Here is a 19,102-nt window from a genome sequence, read left to right as displayed (position 1 = left end):
GTTTCCACCAGAACGACGCAGAGGGGATTCCTGCGCTGTCGTTCAGGGACGGGTCACGACCGGTTCAGGGCGGCGTCCAGCGCGGCCAGCAGCTGTTCGATGTCGGCGCCGGTGGTGTGGAGATGGGGGCTGATGCGGATGGCCGAGCCCCGGGCCCCGACGAACACGTTCGCCTCCTCCAGCGCCGCCACCACGCGCCGCTGGAGTCCGGCGGGGACCGTGACGCCGAGCATGTGCGGGCCGCGCGGCGCCGGGACGGGCAGCCCCCGCTCCCTCGCCGCCGAGGCGATACGGGCCGTGGTGGCCGCCAGGGTGACGGCGACCCGGGGGACGGTCCAGGCCGACAGCTGTTCCAGGGCGGCGAGCGCCATGGGGGTGAGTTCGAAGGCGGTGCGCGCGCCCATGTCGAAGCGGCGGGCTCCGGGCTGGTATTCGGTGCGGTACTCGACGAGCCGCCCGAAGTCGTCGGAGTCCTTGCGCACGATCCAGTTCTCCTCCAGCGGCCGCCCCTCCTGACGGGCCGGAGCCACGTACAGGTAGCCGAGCCCGAAGGGGCCGAGCAGCCACTTGTAGCCGACGCTGACGAGGAAGTCGGGCCGCAGCGTGCGCATGTCGATCGGGATCGCCCCGGCGGACTGGCTGGCGTCGATGACCAGGGCGGCGCCGGCGGCCCGGGTGGATTCGGCGATCCGGTCCAGGTCGAGCAGGGCGCCGTCGGTCCAGTGCACCCGGGGCACCGAGACCACGGCCACGGTGTCGTCGAGGGCGTCCAGGACGGCCTCGGTCCAGGTCTGGCCGGGCTCGCGCCGGACGGTGAGCATCGAGGCCCCCGTACGCTCGGCGAACCGCCACCAGGTGTAGATCCCGGACGGGTACTCGCCGTCGAGGACCAGTACTCGGCTGCCGGCCCCCGCCGTCAGGTTGGCGGCGGCCACCGCGAACCCGTAGCTGGTCGCCGGTACGAGGGCGATGTCATCGGCGGTGGCCCCGATGAGGCCCGCGAACAGCGCTCGGCGCTGCTCGGCCCCGCTGAACCAGTCGGGACCCAGGAGCCGCCATGGCTGGGCGCGTTTGAGCAGAGCGGCCTCGCCCGCGACGAGGCCGGTGCGCAGCGTCGGCGCCACGCTGGCGGTGTTGAAGTAGGCGATGCCGTCGGGGATGTCGAACAGCTCGCGGGCGTTGGGGAGCGGCTCGCTGCCGACGGGCGAGGTCATGGCGTGCCTTTCGCGTCGTTCGAGGGCCTGGGCCCACCACACTGCCCGGCTCTCGGGGCCGGAAACATCAGCCGCCCCGGGGGCACACCGCACTCGCCCCACTTGGCCGACCGTCGCCGTCGGGGTGCCGGACGGGCGCGCCGCAACCGCCGCCCGGCCCGCCGGGCCGATAGTGGGGAGCTGTGAACAACGCGTCAGAGGGACATGCGGAAGACGGACACGAGGAAGAGGGCGGCGCCTGGTCCGGGCCTGCCGGGGCAGAGGCGTTCGCGGCGGTGGAGGCGGCCACCGACTGGCTGCTCGGCTATCCGTTCGTGTTCGAGGCCCTGTCCCGCCGGATCGGCGCGGACGAGGTGCTCGTGGACTACGGCTGCGGGCCCGGCCGGGTCGCCGACCGGGCGGCGCGAGTGCTGGGCGCGCGGGTGCTGGGCGTGGACACGTCCGCCGAGATGCTGGCGCTGGCCCGCAGCACGGCGACGGCGGTGGCGGAGTTCCATCTGGTCAGGGACGGCCGGGTGACGGGCCTGCCCGACGGGTGCGCGGACGCGGTGATGTGCAATCACGTCCTGGCGTCGCTGCCGACCGAGGAGGCCCTGCTCGGGGTGTTCGCCGAGATCCGCCGCCTGTTGCGGCCGGGATCCCCGCTGGTCCTGCTGTCCACCGACCCCACGTGCACGGACTTGGAGTACGCCTCGCTGCGCGTGGGCGCCCCGGGGGCCTCGTACCGGCCGGGTGAGGAGATGCCGCTCCGGCTGCGGCGTACGGACGGGACCTGGCAGGAGGTACGCAACCACGCCTGGCCCGTCGACCGGCTGCCCGTCCTCCTCGAGAGCGCCCGCTTCCGCGCGGTCACCCAGCGCCGGCCCACGGTGGACGAGGCACTGGCCCTCGCCGACCCGGGGCTGCTGGACCGCTACCCGTGGACCGCCGAGCGGGCCGAACCGCCGCTCGTGATCACCTCGGCCCTCGCCGCCTGAGCCTCCCGGAGACCACCGTGTTCGCATCTCCTGTCCGTGTTGTCCGTGTTGCTCGTGTTGTTCGATGGGAAACCTCGGTCCTGGCCGTGCTCGGCCTCTTGGGCGCGCTCGTCGCGAGCGCGCCGGCCGCGGCTCCCTCCCCCCGGGCGGCGCACGTACGGGCGGTGACCGCCGTCCCCGCGTCCGCGGGGAGCGTCACGCCCTTGTCCGGGTACGCCATCCGCTCGACGGCCGAGGTCTCCGACTCGGCGGCCCTCGTCTCCGCCCCGGGCTACCGGACGACCGGCTGGCACCCGGCGGGGCCCCGGTCCACCGTGCTGGCCGCCCTGGTCGCGGACGGCACGCATCCCGACCCCTTCTACTCCACCGACCAGCAGCACATCCCGGCCGCCGATTTCACCGTGCCGTGGTGGTTCCGCGCCGAGTTCACCGTGGCCGACACCTCCGCGCGCACGTACCTGGACTTCAGCGGGGTCGTCTCCGCGGCGGACGTGTTCGTCAACGGGGAGCAGGTCGCCACGGCGTCCGCGGTCGCCGGCGCGTACACGCACCACGAGCTCGACGTCACCGAACTGGTGCGGGCCGGCGCCAACGCGGTGGCCTTCCGGATCAGGCCGAACGATCCGCGCAAGAACCTCACGATGGGCTGGCTCGACTGGTTGCAGCCGCCCCCGGACCAGAACATGGGCATCGTCCGCGACGTGCTCGTACGGCGCGGCGGCCCGGTCGCCCTGCGCGACGCGCACGTGGTGACCAGCCTGGCGCTGCCGTCCCTGGCCTCCGCGGACCTGACCGTGAAGGCGAAGGTCCGCAACGAGTCGGCCGAGGCCGTCACCGCCGTGGTCTCCGGCACCATCGGGTCGGGGATCGCGTTCCGGCGGGACGTGCCCCTGCGCGCCCACGAGACGAAGACGGTGGCCTTCGCCCCGGCCGACACCCCGCAACTGCACCTCGACCGGCCGCGGGTGTGGTGGCCGGCCGGCATGGGTGCGCAGGAGCTGTACGAGCTCGATCTGACGGTCACGGTCCCGGGGTCCGACGCGGACGCCGGGACCGACGCCGGGGCCGGCGTCTCCGACCGGGCCCGCCACGGCTTCGGTATCCGCAGCGTGCAGGCGCCGCTCAACAAGGACGGCGCCCGCCAGTACTCCGTCAACGGCCGGCCGCTGCTGATCCGGGGCGCCGGCTGGTCCCCCGACGAGTTGCTGCGCTGGGACCCCGCCTACACGGAGGACAGGCTGGCGTACGCACGGGACCTGGGCCTCAACACCCTGCGCCTGGAAGGACACCTCGAACACGACGAGTTCTTCGACCTCGCCGACCGGTACGGGATCCTCACCCTGCCCGGCTGGCAGTGCTGCACCAAATGGGAGGGCGAGGTCAACGGCACCGAGGCCGGAGAGAGCTGGACGGAATCCGACCACCCCGTGGCCAAGGCCTCCATGGCGGCCGAGGCCGCCCGCCTGCGCGATCACCCCAGCGTCATCTCCTTCCTCATCGGCAGCGATTTCGCCCCGGACGCGGAGATCGAGCGGGGCTACGTCGATGCGCTGAAGGCCGCCGACTGGCCCACCCCCGTGATCCCCGCCGCGGCCGCCAAGTCGGCGCCGCTCACCGGCACTTCGGGGATGCGGATGCCGGGACCGTACGAATGGGTGCCGCCCGGCTACTGGTACGACAAGCGGGAGGGCGGGGCCACCGGCTTCAACTCCGAGACCAGCGCGGGCCCCGACATCCCCACCCTCGACACCCTGCGCCGCATGATGTCCCCGGCCGAGCTGACCTCCCTCTGGAAGGACCCGGCCGCTCCGCAGTACCACCGCTCGCCCTCGCGCACGTACGCCACGCTCAAGCTGTACGACGATGCGCTGAGCGCCCGGTACGGCGCCCCGCGCAGCCTGGAGGACTACGTCGCCAAGGCGCAGCTCGCCCAGTACGAGAACGTCCGCGCGCAGTACGAGGCGTACGCGCGCAACGCCACCGACGCCTCGAAGCCGTCGACGGGGGTGATCTACTGGATGTTCAACAGCGGCTGGACCTCGCTGCACTGGCAGCTCGTGGACCGCTACCTCGACCAGAACGGCGCCTACTTCGGCGCGAAGAAGGCGAACGAGCCGCTGCACATCCAGTACTCGTACGACGACCGCACGGTGGCCGTCGTCAACCGCCGTGCCGCGGCGGTGTCGGGGCTGACCGCGCGGGTTTCCCTCTTCAACACCGACGGAACGCAGAAGTACGACAGGACGGTGACCGGCCTGGCGGTCGGCGGGGACGGCGCGAAGGCCATCGCACTGACCCTCCCGGCGTCGGTGGACGGGCTGTCCGCGACCCATCTCGCGCGGCTGGTCCTGACGGACGCCGCCGGGCGCGAGGTGAGCCGCAACGTGTACTGGCTCTCCACGCGCCGGGACGTCCTCGACTACGACGAGAGCGACTGGTACCACACGCCGGTCACGGCCTACGCCGATCTCACCGGGCTGCGGTCGATGGCGCAGGCGGCCGTCTCCGCCACGGCGACGACGAGCGTGGGCGCCGACACGCCGTCGACCTCCACTACGGTCGTCACCGTACGGAACACCGGCACCGGGAACACCCCGGCGCTGCTGACCGACCTCCACCTCGTCGACGGCAAGGACGCCCCCGTCCTGCCCGTGCGGTGGTCCGACAACCAGATCAGCCTCTGGCCCGGCGAGTCGGCCACCCTGACGGCTACCTACCGCACCGCCGACCTGCACGGGTCCGCGCCCAGGATCCGGATCTCCGGCTGGAACACCCCGAGGGCCACGATCCCGGCCTCCTGACACCGGCCCGCCTGCTGAGGGGCCTCGGGCCATGGGGCAGGATGGCAGCCCGTTCCGGAATGCGTACACGCGCCCGAACGCGGCTCCACGCACGAGAAACTGACAGGTGACAAGGTGACGACACACCTCATACGACGGCCCGCCGGGCCCGTCCCCGCTCCCCCGGTCCGGCGCCGAGCGGAGGGCGTCCGTTGAACCGGGAACTCCTCCTGCACGACTGGCTGGTGGCCGGGATCGCGCTGGCCGCGGGCGCCTTGGCCGGGCTGCTGCTGCGCGCCCTGCTGCGCTGGCTGGGCCGTCACGCCGAGCGGACGCGGTGGACCGGCGACGACATCATCGTCGACGCGCTGCGCACCCTCGCTCCCTGGGCGGCCGTCATCGCCGGCGCCGCGGTGGCCGCCTCGACGCTGCCGCTCACCGCGCGTGTGCTGGGGTTCGTGAACCAGTCCCTGACCGCCGTGCTCATCCTCATCGCCACGCTCAGCGCGGCCCGGGTCATCGCGGGTCTCGTCCAGTCGGTGGCGGGGGCCCGGACCGGCGTCGCCGGATCGGCGTCCATCTTCGTCAACATCACGCGGATCGTGGTCCTCGTGATGGGTGTGCTCGTCGCGCTCGAAACCGTGGGCGTGTCCATCGCACCCCTGGTCACCGCCCTCGGGGTGGGCGGTCTGGCGGTGGCCCTGGCCTTGCAGGACACCCTCGCCAACCTCTTCGCGGGCGTCCACATCCTCGCCTCGAAGACCGTGCAGCCCGGTGACTACATCCGCCTCAGCAGCGGGGAGGAGGGGTACGTCGTCGACATCAACTGGCGCAACACCGTGGTCCGCAACCTGTCGAACAACCTGGTGATCATCCCCAACGGGCGTCTCGCGCGGACGAACATGACCAACTTCACCCAGCCGGAACAGCAGTTGTCGATCCTGGTCCAGGTGGGCGTCGGCTACGAGAGCGATCTGGAGCACGTGGAGCGGGTGACGCTCGACGTGGTCGACAGCGTGATGGCCGACATCAACGGCGCGGTCCCCGACCACGAAGGCAAGGTCCGGTTCCACACCTTCGCCGACTCCAGGATCAACTTCACGGTGATCCTGGGCGTCGGCGAGTTCAGCGACCAGTACCGGATCAAGCACGAGTTCATCAAGCGCCTGCACGAGCGGTTCCGTGCGGAGGGCATCTCGATCCCCGCGCCCACGCGGACGGTCCAGCTCCACCACGACGGGCTCCAGGCGTCGGCGCTCCCCCCGGTCCCGCACCAGCGCGAGGCCCCGCCCCGTTCGCCCGCCACCACCGGCTGAGCCGAACCCCTTACGGGTGGTACAGCTCCTCGGCGCGGGCCAGGTCGACGGCGCCGTCCTGCGGCAGGTGGAGGAAGTGCTCCACCTGCCACGCCTGCGCGCGGTCGGCCTGGCGGTTGGCGGTGGCCACCCACGGCGGGTAGACGCGGAAGCCCCGCTTCCCGCCGGAGCCGCCCACCGATACGACGCCGTGCCGGCGGAGCGCGTCCACCGGGAAGACGAACTGGCCGAAGCCACGGTCGTCATGGCAGCTGATGACGAAGAGGTCCACCCGGTCCGCGGTGTCGAAGGGCTGGATGGGCCCGCCGGGGGACCGCTTCCACACGGTGACGAACTGCCCGACCTTGGTGGGCGTGGTCTTGGCCGCGCGGAACCGGACGGCGCGTCCGTCCAGGGTGAATTGGTGCGCGGCGTACGCGGCGCCCTCGGCCTCGGGAACCGGCTGCGAGCAGGTGAATCCGCACGGGTCGTAGACACGTGACCTCGCCGCGAGCAGATCGCCGTGGACCCCGATCACGTCCGGCCACGTTACGGGGCCGGCAGGGGTGGGACGGGGATCGGCGGAGCGCTCGCGGTGGGTCGTCATCCGCCCAGCCTGTCATGGATCCCCGGGACGTCTTACGGATCCGTGACGTGCGACCGGGAGAGCGCCGCCGCGGGCGGGCCGGGGCATAGCGTCGGATCATGCGCGTACTTGTGACTGGAGGAGCGGGCTTCATCGGCTCGCACATCGTCTCCGAGCTGGCCGGCCGCGGCCACGACCCGGTGGTGTTCGATCTCGCGGAGGACGGAAGGGACGTACGGGATCCCGGCCAGGTGCGGGAAGCCCTGGCCGGGGTCGACGCGGTCTGCCACCAGGCGGCCAAGGTCGGCCTGGGCAAGGACTTCGGGGACGCACCGGCGTACGTATCGGCCAACGGTCTCGGTACGGCGGTCCTGCTGGCCGAGATGGCCGAGGCGGGCGTGCACAGGCTGCTCCTCGCCGGCTCGATGGTCGTCTACGGCGAGGGGCGGTACGCGTGCGCCGCGCACGGCGTGGTGCGGCCCGGCCCGCGCGCCGAGGCCGATCTGGCGGCCGGCCGGTTCGAGCCGCGCTGCCCGCGCTGCGGCGCCGAGCTCGCGCCCGGCATGGTCGGGGAGGACGCCCCGATGGACCCGCGGAACGTCTACGCCACCACCAAGCTGGCCCAAGAGCACCTCGCGGCCTCCTGGGCGCGGGCCACCGGCGGCTCCGCGATCTCACTGCGCTACCACAACGTGTACGGGCCGGGGATGCCCCGCGACACCCCGTACGCGGGGGTCGCCGCCCTGTTCCGCTCCTCGCTGGCGAGGGGCGAGGCCCCGCGCGTCTTCGAGGACGGCGGCCAGCGGCGGGACTTCGTGCACGTACGGGACGTGGCCGCGGCCAACGCCGTGGCGGTGGAGTCCCTGGCCGGCTCGCCGGACGGGTTCACCGCGTACAACGTCGGCAGCGGCGATCCGCGGACCGTCGGCGACATGGCCAAGGCGCTGGCCGCTGCGTGCGGGGGCCCGGACCCGGTGGTCACCGGGGAGTACCGGCTGGGCGACGTCCGGCACATCACCGCAGACTCGGCGCGCCTGCGCCGGGACCTGGACTGGCGGCCGGTGGTGCCGTTCGCCGCCGGAATGGCGGAGCTGGCGGCCGGGGCGGACGTCCTCTGACCGGATTTCGGCGGCCGCGGCACCTTCGTCCCCGCCCGATATCCTGGTGGTCCGACATCGGGGGCTTTCCTCTCAGGAAGGGCAGCACGATGAATCGGCAGACGAACCGGTACCGGTACCGGGGTCTCATGCTTCTCGCGGCCCCCGTCCTCGCCTCCTCGGTCGCCCTGACCCCCGCCTTCGCGGCCCAGGGCCGAACGGCGGAGTCGGCAGCCGCCCGGGCCCCCATGGCGCCCTCCTGCGAGCTGACTCCGGGCAGCGGTGGCGGCAGTCCGGGCGGGAACACGCGCTACGACCTCCACCTCAGCGGATTCACCCCGAACCAGTCGGTGCGCGTCGAGGGGAAGTCGTCCTTCCGGGCCACGGTGAACGGCGAGGGTGCGCTCGACCGGCAGGGCGTTCGCTACGGCTCGTACGGCGTCAGTTACCGAGAGGGCGGGTCGAAGCAGGGCAAGCACGTCGCCTGCGTCACCCCGCCCAGGGAGAAGCCGGGCAGCGGCAAGGGGAACGTGCAGGTCACCAAGGTCGAGGTGTTGACGCTGACCAAGTCGGGGAGCACCGTCGACTGCACCAAGCCGCCCAAGCTGGAGTTCGACGGCAAGATCACGGGCACCGGGCAGGGGAAGGTCCGCTACTTCTGGACGTACGCGTCCAGCGCCGATCCGATCTCCTCGGGCACGGCCGCGTTCACCCCCGGCACCACGAGCGTCTCCCTCTTCAAGGTGGTGGAGGGGTCGGTGATGGCGAACACGAAGACGGTGAGCGCGTTCGTCACCCTGCACGTGCCGGAGTTCAACATGACCGCGCGGAGTGAGAACGTGACCGTCACCTGCCAGTAGCCCTGACCGCTACGCGGGGGCCGGGAGGGTCAGTTCGAAACGGCAGCCGCCCGAGACGTTGCTGACACGAGCGTGCCCTTCGTGCGCCTCGACGATGCCGCGGACGATCGCCAGGCCCAGGCCCGCGCCCCCCGGGGGCGTACGGGCCTGGGTGCCGCGCCAGCCGGTGTCGAAGACGCGCGTGAGGTCCTCCTCGGGGATGCCGCCGCAGGCGTCGGTGACGGACAGCACCACCGCGCCCTCGCGGGCTTCCGCGGCGATCGCGACCGTGCCGTCGGCCGGGGTGTGGCGAATGGCGTTGACCAGCAGGTTCGACAGGACGCGGGTCATTTCCTTGCCGTCCACCTCCACCGGCAGCGATGCGATCCCGTCGCCGACCAGCCGTACGCCGTGCTCGCGGGCGAGGGCGTCGGTGCCGGCCAGGGCGTCGCCCACGAGGTCGTAGAGGTTCAACCGGGTGGGGCTGAGGCTGAGGGCGCCCGCGTGGATGCGGGAGAGCTCGAAGAGGTCGCCGACCATGGAGTTGAGGCGGTCGACCTCGGTACGCATCTGCCGGTGGTAGCGGGCGGGGTCGGCGGCCATGCCGTCTTCCAGCGCCTCCGACATGGCGCGCAGCCCGGCCAGCGGGGTGCGCAGATCGTGCGAGATCCAGGCGACGAGCTCCCGGCGTGAGGTTTCCAGGGCCCGCTCGCGCTCCCGGGACGCGGTCAGGCGTTCGCTGGTCATGGCCAGTTCGCGGCTGAGCGCGGTGAGTTCGGCCGGGGCGGGCACGCTGGGCGTGGTGAAGGTGCCCTCCTCGCCGAAGACGCGCGCGGCCTCGACGAGCTCACGGCAGCGCCGTACGACCTGCCGCCCCAGCAGCAGGGCCGTGCCCAGCGAGACGGCGGCGGCCACCCCGACGACCACCGTCACCGCGGTCAGGTCGTGGGAGGAGAGGAACATCGCCCAGGCCACGGCCAGCGTTCCGGCGAGCATCGCGAGCACGGCGACGGCGGTCACGACGGCGAGGGAGACGGCGACGCTGCGCCGCCGCAGTATCCGCAGGGCGACGGCGCCGAGCGCTCCGGCGCCGCCCGCGCCGAGAAGCGCGTACAGGGCGATCAGCAGCAGGTCCTGGTCACGCATGTTCATGGCCGTCCGCCGTTCTCGGGTCCGTGGCGGGCGCCGCCGGGGTGGGGTGGGTGTCGAAGCGGTAGCCGGCGCCCCAGACGGTCTGGATCAGCCGGGGGTTCGCCGCGTCGTCCTCGATCTTGCCGCGGAGCCGGCGGACGTGGACGGTGACGGTGGACAGGTCGCCGAAGTCCCAGCCCCAGACCTCGCGCATGAGCCGTTCCCGGTCGCAGACCTGCCCGGGGTTTCGCAGGAAGAAGGCGAGGAGGTCGAACTCCCGCAGGGTGAGGGCGAGTTCCTGGCCGTCCTTGCTGACGCGGCGCGCCGCCGGGTCCAGGCTCAGGCCCGCCGCGGTGAGCCGGGGGCCGGCAGCCGGTGCGGCGGGGGCGGCCCGGCGCAGGACGGACTGCACGCGCAGGACGAGTTCCCGCGGGCTGAAGGGCTTGGTCACGTAGTCGTCCGCGCCGACTTCCAGGCCCAGGATCCGGTCGTCCTCGTCGCCGCGCGCCGTCAGCATGATGACCGGGACGGGCGGGGTCGCGCCCTGGCCGCCGTGCAGGGCGGCGGCCCGCTCGCGCGCCCGCAGCCGCCGGCAGACCTCCAGCCCGTCCATGCCCGGCAGCATGAGGTCGAGGACCACCAGGTCCGGGCGCCGCTCCTCGGCCGCGCGCAGGGCGGCCGGTCCGTCGGCGGCCAGGCGAACCGTGAATCCGGCGCGGTCGAGGTACCCGGCCACGACCTCCGAAACGGTCGGGTCGTCGTCCACGACCAGGATGTCGCCCAGGACGGGGTCGGGTGCGCCCGCCCCGGCCGTCCCGGCCGCCTCGCGGCCCTCGTCCGTACTCTGCGTATTGCTGACTGCCATGGCCACAGCCTGACATCCGCTCCGGTCCGTGTGTACGGCGCCCTCCCCGGATCGTGCACGGCGTCCGCGTTTCGTAAGGAGTCAAAGCCCCTTTCGTCCGCGCCCGCTTCCTACGGTGTGGACGTGACTGATTCTGCTTGTGTGCCGCCCCGCGCGGACCTCGTACTGCCGTGTCTCGACGAGGCGGAGGCGCTGCCCTGGGTGCTGGCGCGGGTGCCGGCCGGCTGGCGGGCCATCGTCGTCGACAACGGTTCCACCGACGGCTCGGCCGACATCGCCCGCAGCCTGGGAGCGACCGTGGTGCGCGAACCCGTGCGCGGCTTCGGCGCGGCCTGCCACGCCGGGCTGCTCGCCTCGCGCGCCGACCTCGTCTGCTTCTGCGACTGCGACGCCTCCCTGGACCCCGGGCTGCTCGCCGCCATGGCGGCCCGGGTCGAGGCCGGGGAGGCCGACCTGCTGCTCGGGCGGCGACGCCCGCAGGGACGCGGCGTCTGGCCGGCCCACGCCCGCGCCGGGAACCTCGCGCTGGCGCGGATGCTGCGCCGCCGTACGGGGCTGCGGCTGCACGACCTCGGACCGATGCGGGTCGCGCGCCGCGAGGCGCTGCTGGACCTGGAACTGACCGACCGGCGCAGCGGGTACCCGCTCCAGATGGTCGTACGGGCCGCCGACGCGGGCTGGCGGGTGGCCGAGACGGACGTCCCGTACCTGCCGCGCGCCGGCAGGTCGAAGGTCACCGGCACGTGGCGGGGCACATGGCACGCGGTGCAGGACATGCGGCGGGTACTGGCCGAGACGCCCCGCACCCGGTCCGTCCCGGCCGGCGGGGTCTCCTCATGAGCACCCACGCGAGCGAGCACACCGGCGACGGCCACGGCGAGGGCACACTGATCGTCGTCGCCAAGGCCCCGGTCCCCGGCCGGGTCAAGACGCGGCTGACCCCGCACTTCACCCCACAGCAGGCCGCCGCCCTGGCCCGGGCCTCGCTCCAGGACACCCTGGACGCCGTCCTCGCCACGCCGGCCCGGCGGCGCGTCCTCTACCTCGACGGGGCGCCGAAGCACTGGCTGCCCGACGGCGTCGAGGTGGTCCCGCAGTGCTCGGGCGGGCTCGACGTCCGGCTGGCCGCGGCCTTCGCCCTGTACGAGGGTCCCGCGCTCCTGATCGGCATGGACACCCCGCAGGTCACCCCGGAGCTCCTCGCCCAGGGCCTCGACTTCGACGGTACGGACGCCCGGTTCGGCCCGGCCCTGGACGGCGGATTCTGGGCCCTCGGGCTCGCCGAGCCGGATCCCGCGCTACTGCTGGGCGTGCCCATGTCCGTCTCGGACACCGGGACGGTGCAGCGCCTGCGGCTGACCGCGTCGGGGCGGGCCGTACGGGACCTCCCGGCGCTGCGCGACGTCGACACGCCGGATGACGCCGTGCGGGTGGCCGCCTCGGCGCCCGGGACCCGGTTCGCCGCCCTGCACGCCGAGCTGTGCGCGGCCGTACGGTGACCGCGCAGATGACCGCGCAGTTGACGGCGCAGCCGACCCCGCGGCCGGTGGAGCCCGCCGCCCAGGCCTGGCGGGCCGACCCGTACTCCGACGCCGTGCGCACCGGCCGGGGGCCCCTCTTCCTGCGCCGCAGCGACGGCTGGCTGCTGCCGCTCGACGTGGAGCGCTGGTGCGCCGAAGCCGACGCGGCCGATGACACCGTCCTGGCCCGCTGCGAGGGCCCGGTCCTGGACATAGGCTGCGGACCGGGCCGCCTGGTCGCCGCCCTCGCCCGCCTCGGGCAGCCCGCGCTGGGCGTGGACGTGACCCCCGAGGCGGTGGCCCGCACGGTGCGCACCGGCGGCAGCGCCCTGTGCCGGTCCGTGTTCGACCCGCTGCCCAGTGAAGGCCGCTGGGGCACGGTCCTGCTCATCGACGGGAACATCGGCATCGGCGGCGATCCCGGCGCCCTGCTGCGCCGGGCCGCCCGGCTCGCGGCCCCCGGCGGCACCCTGCTGGTCGAGGCGGCCACCGTGGACGTCGACGAGCGCGTCGAGGTGCACGTCGAGGACGGGAACGGCGGCCGTGGGGCGCCCTTCCCGTGGGCCCGGCTCGGCACCCGCGCGCTGCGTACGCAGGCGGCGGACGCGGGCTGGACGCGGGCGGTGACCTGGCATGCGGCGGGCCGCGCCTTCGTTCAGCTGTGGCGCTGAGCGCTCACAGGACATACGGGAATGCGGAAATACGTAAAGCGGCTGACGCGAGAGCGCGTCAGCCGCTTTCGTGTGTCCGGCCGCTCAGGTCCGCCGGCGCGCCCCGCGCAGCGCCGCGCGCCCCGCGACGTACAGGCCCGTGGCCACGGCGATGGCCGCCATCGTCAGCAGCCAGTTGCGCAGGTAGTCCAGGGGCACCACGGTCGGGTTGGCCGCCCCGCCCGGGCGCAGGAGCGGCGGGAGGGCGATCGCGGTCAGGGAGCCCGCGACGATCAGGGCGGCGCGCGGGACCCCGCGCAGGCGCAGGCCGACGGCGCCGGTGAGCGCGGCGACCGCGATCACGAGCGGCGCGATCAGCCCGTCGTGCACCACGACCGCACCGGCCAGCCACAGCGCGATCCGCCAGGGCGAGGGCTGCTGGACCAGCAGGGCGCCGCCCAGGCCCATCAGGACCAGGCCGAGGCCTGCCACCGCGTACCGGTACGCCATCACGCCACCTCCAGTCGGCCGACCCACTTGGTCTGGAGCACGCCGGGCCGGTTCGGGGCGATGATCCGCGCCGGGTAGCCGTGGTCCGGGGAGAGTTCCTCGCCGCCCAGGCGCAGCGCGAGCAGGGTGAGCGGGTCCTGGGCGTACTCGCGGCCCATCTCCATCACCCGGTACGCGCCGACCGGCTCCAGGGACTCCACGCGGGCGCCGGCGCCCGGGCCGCCGCCCGCGCGTTCCAGCAGGTCGCGCACGCGGACCCCGGTCCACCGGGCGTTCTTGCTCCAGCCCTCGACGCATGCGATGGGCAGCGTCACCTCGTACTGCGGCATCGCGCGCAGTTCGTCGAGGGTGAGGGTGTACGGACGCGGTCCGGCCACGGTCAGCCGCCAGTCCCGTACGGAGACCACGGTGATGCCGGCCGCCTTCGCCGTACGGTTCACCGGGAGCCCCTGCGGTCCGACGGCGGGGTCGCGGGGGGCGAACAGGTCGAGCCGCCCGAGCGCGGTCACGGACTGCCCGGCGGTCGTCAGCGTGACCGCCCCCACCGCCGCCGCGACGCCTACCAGCAGCGCGCGCCGGTCGGGGCCGTCGGCCTCCGGCAGTGCGAGCGTGCCCGGGGAGCGGCGGGTCCAATGGTCCTGGATCTCCGGCCACTTCACGGCGATGTGCACCATGAGCGCGCCCAGCAGCAGCCAGGACAGCGCGAAGTGCACGGGGACGAAGGAGAACGGCCAGGGGTACCACTGGAAGGTGTTCAGCAGGCCGGTGAACAGCTCGAACACTCCGGCCGCCACCAGGACCGCCACGGAGGCCCGTTCGAGTGCGTGCCGTACCGACCGCAGGGGCGGCCATTCGAACAGCCGGGGGTAGACCGCCCACAGCTTCGCCAGCAGCAGCGGGATCGCCGCGATCCCGGAGACCACGTGGAGTCCCTGGGTGAACCGGTAGCCCCAGTAGGGGCGGCTCGGCAGCCGGTCGGCGAGCCAGTGCGGCGGGTGCTGGAGGTAGTGGCTGAGCACACCGGTCGCGAAACAGACGGCGAAGGCGAGCCCGAGCCAGCGGCCGATGGCGGTCGCGGTCCGGGCGTCGTGCAACCGCGCCTTGAAGGTGACGGGCGGGTCGGAAGGGAGACGGATGGGGAAGCGCATGGACCCATGACACCCCCGGGAAGCCGCTCAGAGGCGGTTCGTACACCTTACGAAACGCGGACATGGGCGGCGCGGGACCCCGCTGGGCGCCGTTGCCTGGAACGCTGCGGCTGTGAACCTGCGTACCGCCCCCGGCCCTTCCGCCCTCCCCGCCCTCGCCCTGCCCGCCCTCGCCCTCCCCGTCCTCAGTCTCTCGGCCCTTGTCGCCGCCTTGGTGTGGACCATCCGCTACGACGGCAATTTCACCGACCCCGCCGGACTGTCCTGGCGGTACGCGGCCTGCTGGGCGCTGTTCGCGGTCGCACTGCTCGCACTGCGCCGGGTGCCGGCGGCCCTCGTCGTGCCGCTGGTGCTGGCGGGAGCCGTCGCGGTGACGGCGACGGGGCTGGTGGCGGCGCCCCGGACCAGCACCGATTCGTACCGCTACGCCTGGGACGGCCGGGTGCAGTCCGCCGGCCACTCCCCGTACGACCACGCCCCGCAGGACCCGGCGCTGGGCCGGCTCCGCGACCCGTGGCTCTTCCCCACGGGAGCCGCCGCCTGCACCGGCCCGGACCGGGCCCGGATCCCGTCCGCCGGGGACGCCCCGCACTGCACACGGATCAACCGGCCCGCCGTGCACACCATCTACCCGCCGGTCGCCGAGGCGTACTTCCTGGCCGTCGACCGGCTCTCCCCCGAGGGCGCCCGGCACAAGCCGCTCCAGATCGGCGGCGGGCTGCTGTCCCTCGGCGTGAGCGGCGCGCTGTTGCTGATCCTGCGCCGCCGGGGCACGGACCCGCGCAGGGCCGCCTACTGGGCGTGGTGCCCCGCCGTACCGATCGAAGCCGTGAACAACGCGCACGTCGACGTGTTGGGGGTGCTGCTGGCCGTGGCCGGTCTCGGGCTCGTGGCCGCGCCGAGCCTGGCGCGCCGGGCGGGCGGCGGGCTGGTCCTCGGCGCCGCCGTCGCCACGAAGCTGATGCCGGCGATCGTCCTGCCGGGAGCGCTGTCCGGCGTGCGCCGGGTGCGCGACGCGGTCGCCGTACTGCTGCCGGCCGCCGCGTTCACGGCGCTCGCGTACCTGCCGTACGTGCTGCTCTCGCACGGCTCCGTCTTCGGGTACCTCGGCGGGTACGTGGAGGAGGAGGGGTACGAGGACCCCTCGGCCGGGTCCCGCTACGCGCTGCTGCGGCTGGTGCTGCCGGGCGACTGGGCGGTGCCGGTGCTGCTCGCCGTGATGGCGGGCGTGTGCGGGTACGTGCTGTGGCGCGGGGATCCCCGACGGCCCTGGAGCGGCGCGCTGTTGGTGACGGGGTGGGCGTTCGTCCTGCTCACGCCCGGCTATTCGTGGTACGCCCTGCTGCTCGTCGCTCTCGTGGCCCTGGACGGGCGCTGGGAGTGGCTGGGCGTCGCGGTCGCCGGCCCCGCCGTCTACGTCACGGGCCAGGCGTTCGGCTCGCGCGGGGCGGTGAGTGCCGTGGCGTACGGGGCGGCCGCGCTGCTGGTGCTCGTGGTCACGGCGGTACGGTGGCAGCGGCAGCGCGGCCCGGGGCTGGGCACGGAGTCGGCGTAGGCGGGCCGGCTCAGGGCCGGCTCCGCGCCGGCTCAGGGCTGGTCGTACCAGGAGAACGCGGCGATCCGCCAGCCGTCCGGGGTGCGGACGAACTGGATGGTCTTGGTCCCGCGGCCCTCGTACGGCTCGCCGTCCAGGATCCCGGACTTCCGGTACTCGCCGAACCGAGACGCGATGTCGCCGGCGATGTCGGTCCGTTCGGAGGTCTCCCACTCGGAGAACTCGACCAGCCGGCCGTCGTTCAGCAGCTTCCGGCGGGGCTCGATGAACTCCTCGACGGTGTAGACCGTGAGCTCCGGCCCCGTCTTGACGATCACCCCGCCCGGCAGGACCAGCCGCCGGATGCGGTCCACGTCGGCGGTCTTGCCGCCCCGGTTGTCGAACGAGCCGAAGAACTCGTCGGTCAGCGCGTCTATTTCACCCTTGGACATGGCGCGACGGTAACACGCGACCCCTGTGACGGGTGAGTGCGCGATCCTGCTCGGTGGAGCGGAGTTTCGAGCAGGTATTGACATGCATCCGGCGCTGCGCTGCACTTTGCCTGCACTTTGGCCGTGTTCTGAACTCCCCCTTCCCTCCCATGACTTGGGGACTCGCCATGCGTCTGCTCAGATTGCTGATCGCCGCCGTCTGCGCGGTGGCCGCGCTCTCCTTACCCGGTGTCGCCGTCGCCGGACCCGCGCAGGCCGCCGCCGGGCCGCCGCAGACCGTTCCGGCTCTGCGGCAGTGGACGGCCGGCACCGGTGCCTACACCTTCGCCGGGACCAGCCGGATCGTCGTCGATCCCGCCTACGCCGCCCAGCTCTCCGACGAGGCCGCCACGTTCGCCGAGGACCTGGGCGCCCTGGCCGGACGTCCCGTCGCCGTCGTCACCGGGAGCGCCTCCCCGGGTGACATCGCGCTGAGCCTCGGTGACCCGGGGCTGCCCGCCGAGGGCTACCGGCTGACCGTCGCAGCGTCCGTCGCCATCCGCGCCGGGACCGACACGGGCGCGTTCTACGGCACCCGTACCGTGCTCCAACTCCTGCACCAGTCGGCCACGGTGCCCGCCGGTACGGCGGTCGACTGGCCCGCCAAGGCGGAGCGCGGGCTCATGATCGACCAGGGCCGGAAGTTCTTCACCGTCGACTGGGTCGAGCAGCACATCAAGGAGCTGGCCTACCTCAAGCTCAACTACTTCCACTTCCACCTGTCGGACACCTTCGGGTTCCGGCTCGAAAGCTCCACCCACCCGGAGATCGTCTCCGCCGACCACTACTCCAAGCAGGACATCGCCGACCTCGTCGCGCTCGGTCAGAAGTACCACGTCACGATCGTTCCCGAGATCGACACCCCGGGGCACATGAACGCCGTCCTGGCCGCCCACCCGGAGCTGAAGCTCAAGAACAGCTCCGGCACGGCCAGTCCCGATTTCATCGACCTCTCGCTGCCGGCCTCGTACACCCTGATCAAGGACCTGGTGAACGAGTACCTGCCGCTGTTCCCGGCCCCGTACTGGCACATCGGCGCGGACGAATACGTCACCGACTACGCCAAGTACCCGCAGCTGCTCAGCTACGCCCGCGCCCACTACGGGGCCGGCGCCACCGCCAAGGACACCTACTACGGGTTCGTGAACTGGGCCGACGACCTGGTGCGGGCGGCCGGCAAGACCACCCGGATGTGGAACGACGGCATCAAGGCCGGGGACGGGACGCTCACCCCGCACCCCGGAATCCTCGTCGAGTACTGGTACAGCTACGGGCTCACCCCGCAGCAGCTGGCCGCGGCCGGCCACACCGTCGCCAACGAGTCCTGGACGCCGACGTACTACGTGCTCGGGGGCGCCAAACCCGACACCAAGTGGATGTACGAGACCTGGACCCCCGACCGCTTCGAGGGCGGGGCCACCCTCACCGACCCCTCGAAGAACCCGGGCTCGCTGATCCACGTGTGGTGCGACAACCCCACGGCCGAGACGCAGGAGCAGATCGCCGCGGGCATCATGTACCCGCTGCGCGCCCTGGCCCAACAGACCTGGGGCTCCCCCAAGCCGGCCGCCACGTACGCCGCCTTCACCCCGATCGCGGCCGCGGTCGGGCACAACCCCGCGTGGCCCGGTCTCGCCCAGCCCGGCAACCTCGCGCGCAACCGGCCGACCACCGCCTCCAGTACCGAGACCGCCGGCTTCCCGGCCTCGTCGGCCACCGACGGGGACCCCGGCACCCGCTGGTCCAGCGGGTACGCCGACCCGCAGTGGCTCCAGGTCGACCTGGGATCCAGTCAGGCCGTGAGCCGCGTGGTGCTGCGCTGGGAGGCGGCGTACGGAAAGGCCTTCCAGATCCAGCTCTCCGACGACGGCGCAACCTGGCGCACGGTGTACACCACGACGACCGGCGCCGGCGGGGTCCAGGAGCTCACCGGCCTGTCCGGATCGGGCCGCTACATCCGCGTGTACGGGACCAAGCGCGGCACCGCGTACGGCTATTCGCTGTACGAGTTCGAGGTGTACGGAGGACAGCTGAGCGGCGCCCGGACCCTCAGCGCGGCCGGCAAGGCCCTCGACGACCCGGGGAGTTCGAGTGCGCCGGGTACGCAGCTGATCACCTGGACACCGCACGGCGGCCCCAACCAGCAGTGGCAGCTTTCGCTCAACGCCGACGGCTCCTACTCCATGGTCAACGGATCGTCGAGGCTCTGCGCGGACGTGTCGGGCGGCGCCACGGCGCCCGGCGCTGCCGTCGTCCAGGCCGGCTGCACGGGCGCGGACGGCCAGCGCTGGCTGCTGACCGCGCTCGGCGGGGGCGACTACTCGGTGGTCAACAAGAAGAGCGCGCTCCTGCTGACCACCGCGTCCGGGGCGGACGGCGCCCTGGCCACGCAGCAGCCGGATGCCGGTTCGGTCTACCAGCGGTGGCAGATCGCCTGATCGGACGGCGATGTGTGGACGCCCCCC

General features: G+C 73.2%; 17 protein-coding genes. 10 read left to right on the top strand and 7 right to left on the bottom strand.

The genetic code is table 11. The features are described 5' to 3' along the window. Positions 1–53: 53 nt before the first annotated feature. The gene (locus OG509_RS36990; RefSeq protein ID WP_406186945.1) at positions 54–1,214 is read right to left on the bottom strand and encodes an aminotransferase class V-fold PLP-dependent enzyme; all 1,161 of its coding nucleotides are present in this window, start codon (positions 1,212–1,214) and stop codon (positions 54–56) included. Between the two features lie 182 nt (positions 1,215–1,396). On the opposite strand from OG509_RS36990, the gene OG509_RS36985 reads away from it, so the two are divergent. The 3 genes from OG509_RS36985 to OG509_RS36975 all read left to right on the top strand — a co-directional run bounded on the left by OG509_RS36985 (position 1,397) and on the right by OG509_RS36975 (position 6,287). Next, positions 1,397–2,191, top strand: coding sequence for a class I SAM-dependent methyltransferase (locus OG509_RS36985; protein ID WP_406186944.1), 795 nt, complete (start codon positions 1,397–1,399; stop codon positions 2,189–2,191). An 86-nt stretch (positions 2,192–2,277) separates the two neighbouring features. Next, complete coding sequence (locus OG509_RS36980) at positions 2,278–4,992, top strand: glycosyl hydrolase 2 galactose-binding domain-containing protein (protein ID WP_406186943.1); 2,715 nt, start codon at positions 2,278–2,280, stop codon at positions 4,990–4,992. Positions 4,993–5,183: 191 nt separating this feature from the next. Beyond that, positions 5,184–6,287 carry a mechanosensitive ion channel family protein gene (locus tag OG509_RS36975; protein ID WP_406186941.1) on the top strand — a complete coding sequence of 368 codons (1,104 nt, stop codon included), beginning with the start codon at positions 5,184–5,186 and terminating at the stop codon, positions 6,285–6,287. A gap of 10 nt (positions 6,288–6,297) precedes the next feature. On the opposite strand, the gene OG509_RS36970 is transcribed toward OG509_RS36975, so the two are convergent. Continuing rightward, positions 6,298–6,873, bottom strand: a complete 576-nt coding sequence (locus tag OG509_RS36970; protein WP_406186940.1) for a MepB family protein — start codon at positions 6,871–6,873, stop codon at positions 6,298–6,300. A 98-nt stretch (positions 6,874–6,971) separates the two neighbouring features. Here OG509_RS36970 and OG509_RS36965 point away from each other — a divergent pair, with 98 nt between their 5' ends. Next, positions 6,972–7,970: an NAD-dependent epimerase/dehydratase family protein gene (locus tag OG509_RS36965; protein WP_406186939.1), complete on the top strand. Its 999-nt coding sequence runs from the start codon at positions 6,972–6,974 to the stop codon at positions 7,968–7,970. 128 nt (positions 7,971–8,098) lie between these two features. After that, on the top strand, positions 8,099–8,809 hold the full coding sequence (locus OG509_RS36960) for a hypothetical protein (protein ID WP_406186938.1): 711 nt from the start codon (positions 8,099–8,101) through the stop codon (positions 8,807–8,809). Positions 8,810–8,818: 9 nt separating this feature from the next. Here OG509_RS36960 and OG509_RS36955 read toward each other — a convergent pair whose 3' ends face one another. Next, the gene (locus tag OG509_RS36955) at positions 8,819–9,934 is read right to left on the bottom strand and encodes a sensor histidine kinase (protein ID WP_406187810.1); all 1,116 of its coding nucleotides are present in this window, start codon (positions 9,932–9,934) and stop codon (positions 8,819–8,821) included. Further along, positions 9,927–10,694 carry a response regulator transcription factor gene (locus OG509_RS36950; protein ID WP_385575154.1) on the bottom strand — a complete coding sequence of 256 codons (768 nt, stop codon included), beginning with the start codon at positions 10,692–10,694 and terminating at the stop codon, positions 9,927–9,929. The genes OG509_RS36955 and OG509_RS36950 overlap by 8 nt, the downstream gene beginning before the upstream one ends. A 213-nt stretch (positions 10,695–10,907) precedes the next feature. Here OG509_RS36950 and OG509_RS36945 point away from each other — a divergent pair, with 213 nt between their 5' ends. The 3 genes from OG509_RS36945 to OG509_RS36935 are packed head-to-tail and all read left to right on the top strand — an operon-like array spanning position 10,908 to position 12,975. After that, complete coding sequence (locus OG509_RS36945) at positions 10,908–11,624, top strand: glycosyltransferase family 2 protein (RefSeq protein WP_406186936.1); 717 nt, start codon at positions 10,908–10,910, stop codon at positions 11,622–11,624. Continuing rightward, a complete protein-coding gene (locus OG509_RS36940) occupies positions 11,621–12,283 on the top strand; it encodes a DUF2064 domain-containing protein (protein WP_406186935.1) in 663 nt (220 codons plus the stop codon). The genes OG509_RS36945 and OG509_RS36940 overlap by 4 nt, the downstream gene beginning before the upstream one ends. Positions 12,284–12,291: 8 nt before the next feature. Further along, the gene (locus tag OG509_RS36935; protein WP_406186934.1) at positions 12,292–12,975 is read left to right on the top strand and encodes a methyltransferase domain-containing protein; all 684 of its coding nucleotides are present in this window, start codon (positions 12,292–12,294) and stop codon (positions 12,973–12,975) included. Positions 12,976–13,059: 84 nt separating this feature from the next. Here the strand turns inward: OG509_RS36935 and OG509_RS36930 are convergent, their stop codons facing one another. Next, positions 13,060–13,464 (bottom strand): hypothetical protein, encoded by a 405-nt coding sequence (locus tag OG509_RS36930; RefSeq protein ID WP_387286866.1) that lies wholly within the window; start codon positions 13,462–13,464, stop codon positions 13,060–13,062. After that, on the bottom strand, positions 13,464–14,612 hold the full coding sequence (locus OG509_RS36925; RefSeq protein ID WP_406186933.1) for a molybdopterin-dependent oxidoreductase: 1,149 nt from the start codon (positions 14,610–14,612) through the stop codon (positions 13,464–13,466). Before OG509_RS36925 ends, OG509_RS36930 begins: the two co-directional genes overlap by 1 nt. Positions 14,613–14,724: 112 nt before the next feature. Between OG509_RS36925 and OG509_RS36920 the strand changes: the two genes are divergently transcribed. Beyond that, positions 14,725–16,167 (top strand): glycosyltransferase 87 family protein, encoded by a 1,443-nt coding sequence (locus OG509_RS36920; RefSeq protein ID WP_406186932.1) that lies wholly within the window; start codon positions 14,725–14,727, stop codon positions 16,165–16,167. 32 nt (positions 16,168–16,199) lie between these two features. Here the strand turns inward: OG509_RS36920 and OG509_RS36915 are convergent, their stop codons facing one another. Beyond that, positions 16,200–16,598 (bottom strand): DUF4440 domain-containing protein, encoded by a 399-nt coding sequence (locus OG509_RS36915; protein ID WP_406186931.1) that lies wholly within the window; start codon positions 16,596–16,598, stop codon positions 16,200–16,202. Between the two features lie 167 nt (positions 16,599–16,765). Between OG509_RS36915 and OG509_RS36910 the strand changes: the two genes are divergently transcribed. Next, entirely contained in the window at positions 16,766–19,075 is a 2,310-nt protein-coding gene (locus tag OG509_RS36910) for a family 20 glycosylhydrolase (RefSeq protein WP_406186930.1), read from the top strand. The last annotated feature ends 27 nt before the right edge of the window (positions 19,076–19,102 follow it).

Origin of the sequence: Streptomyces sp. NBC_01006 (genome assembly GCF_045162725.1) — a bacterium.
Classification (GTDB): Bacteria; Actinomycetota; Actinomycetes; order Streptomycetales; family Streptomycetaceae; genus Streptomyces.
Note: the sequence above shows the minus strand (reverse complement) of the source record. Positions and strands in the feature narration are given on the sequence as shown.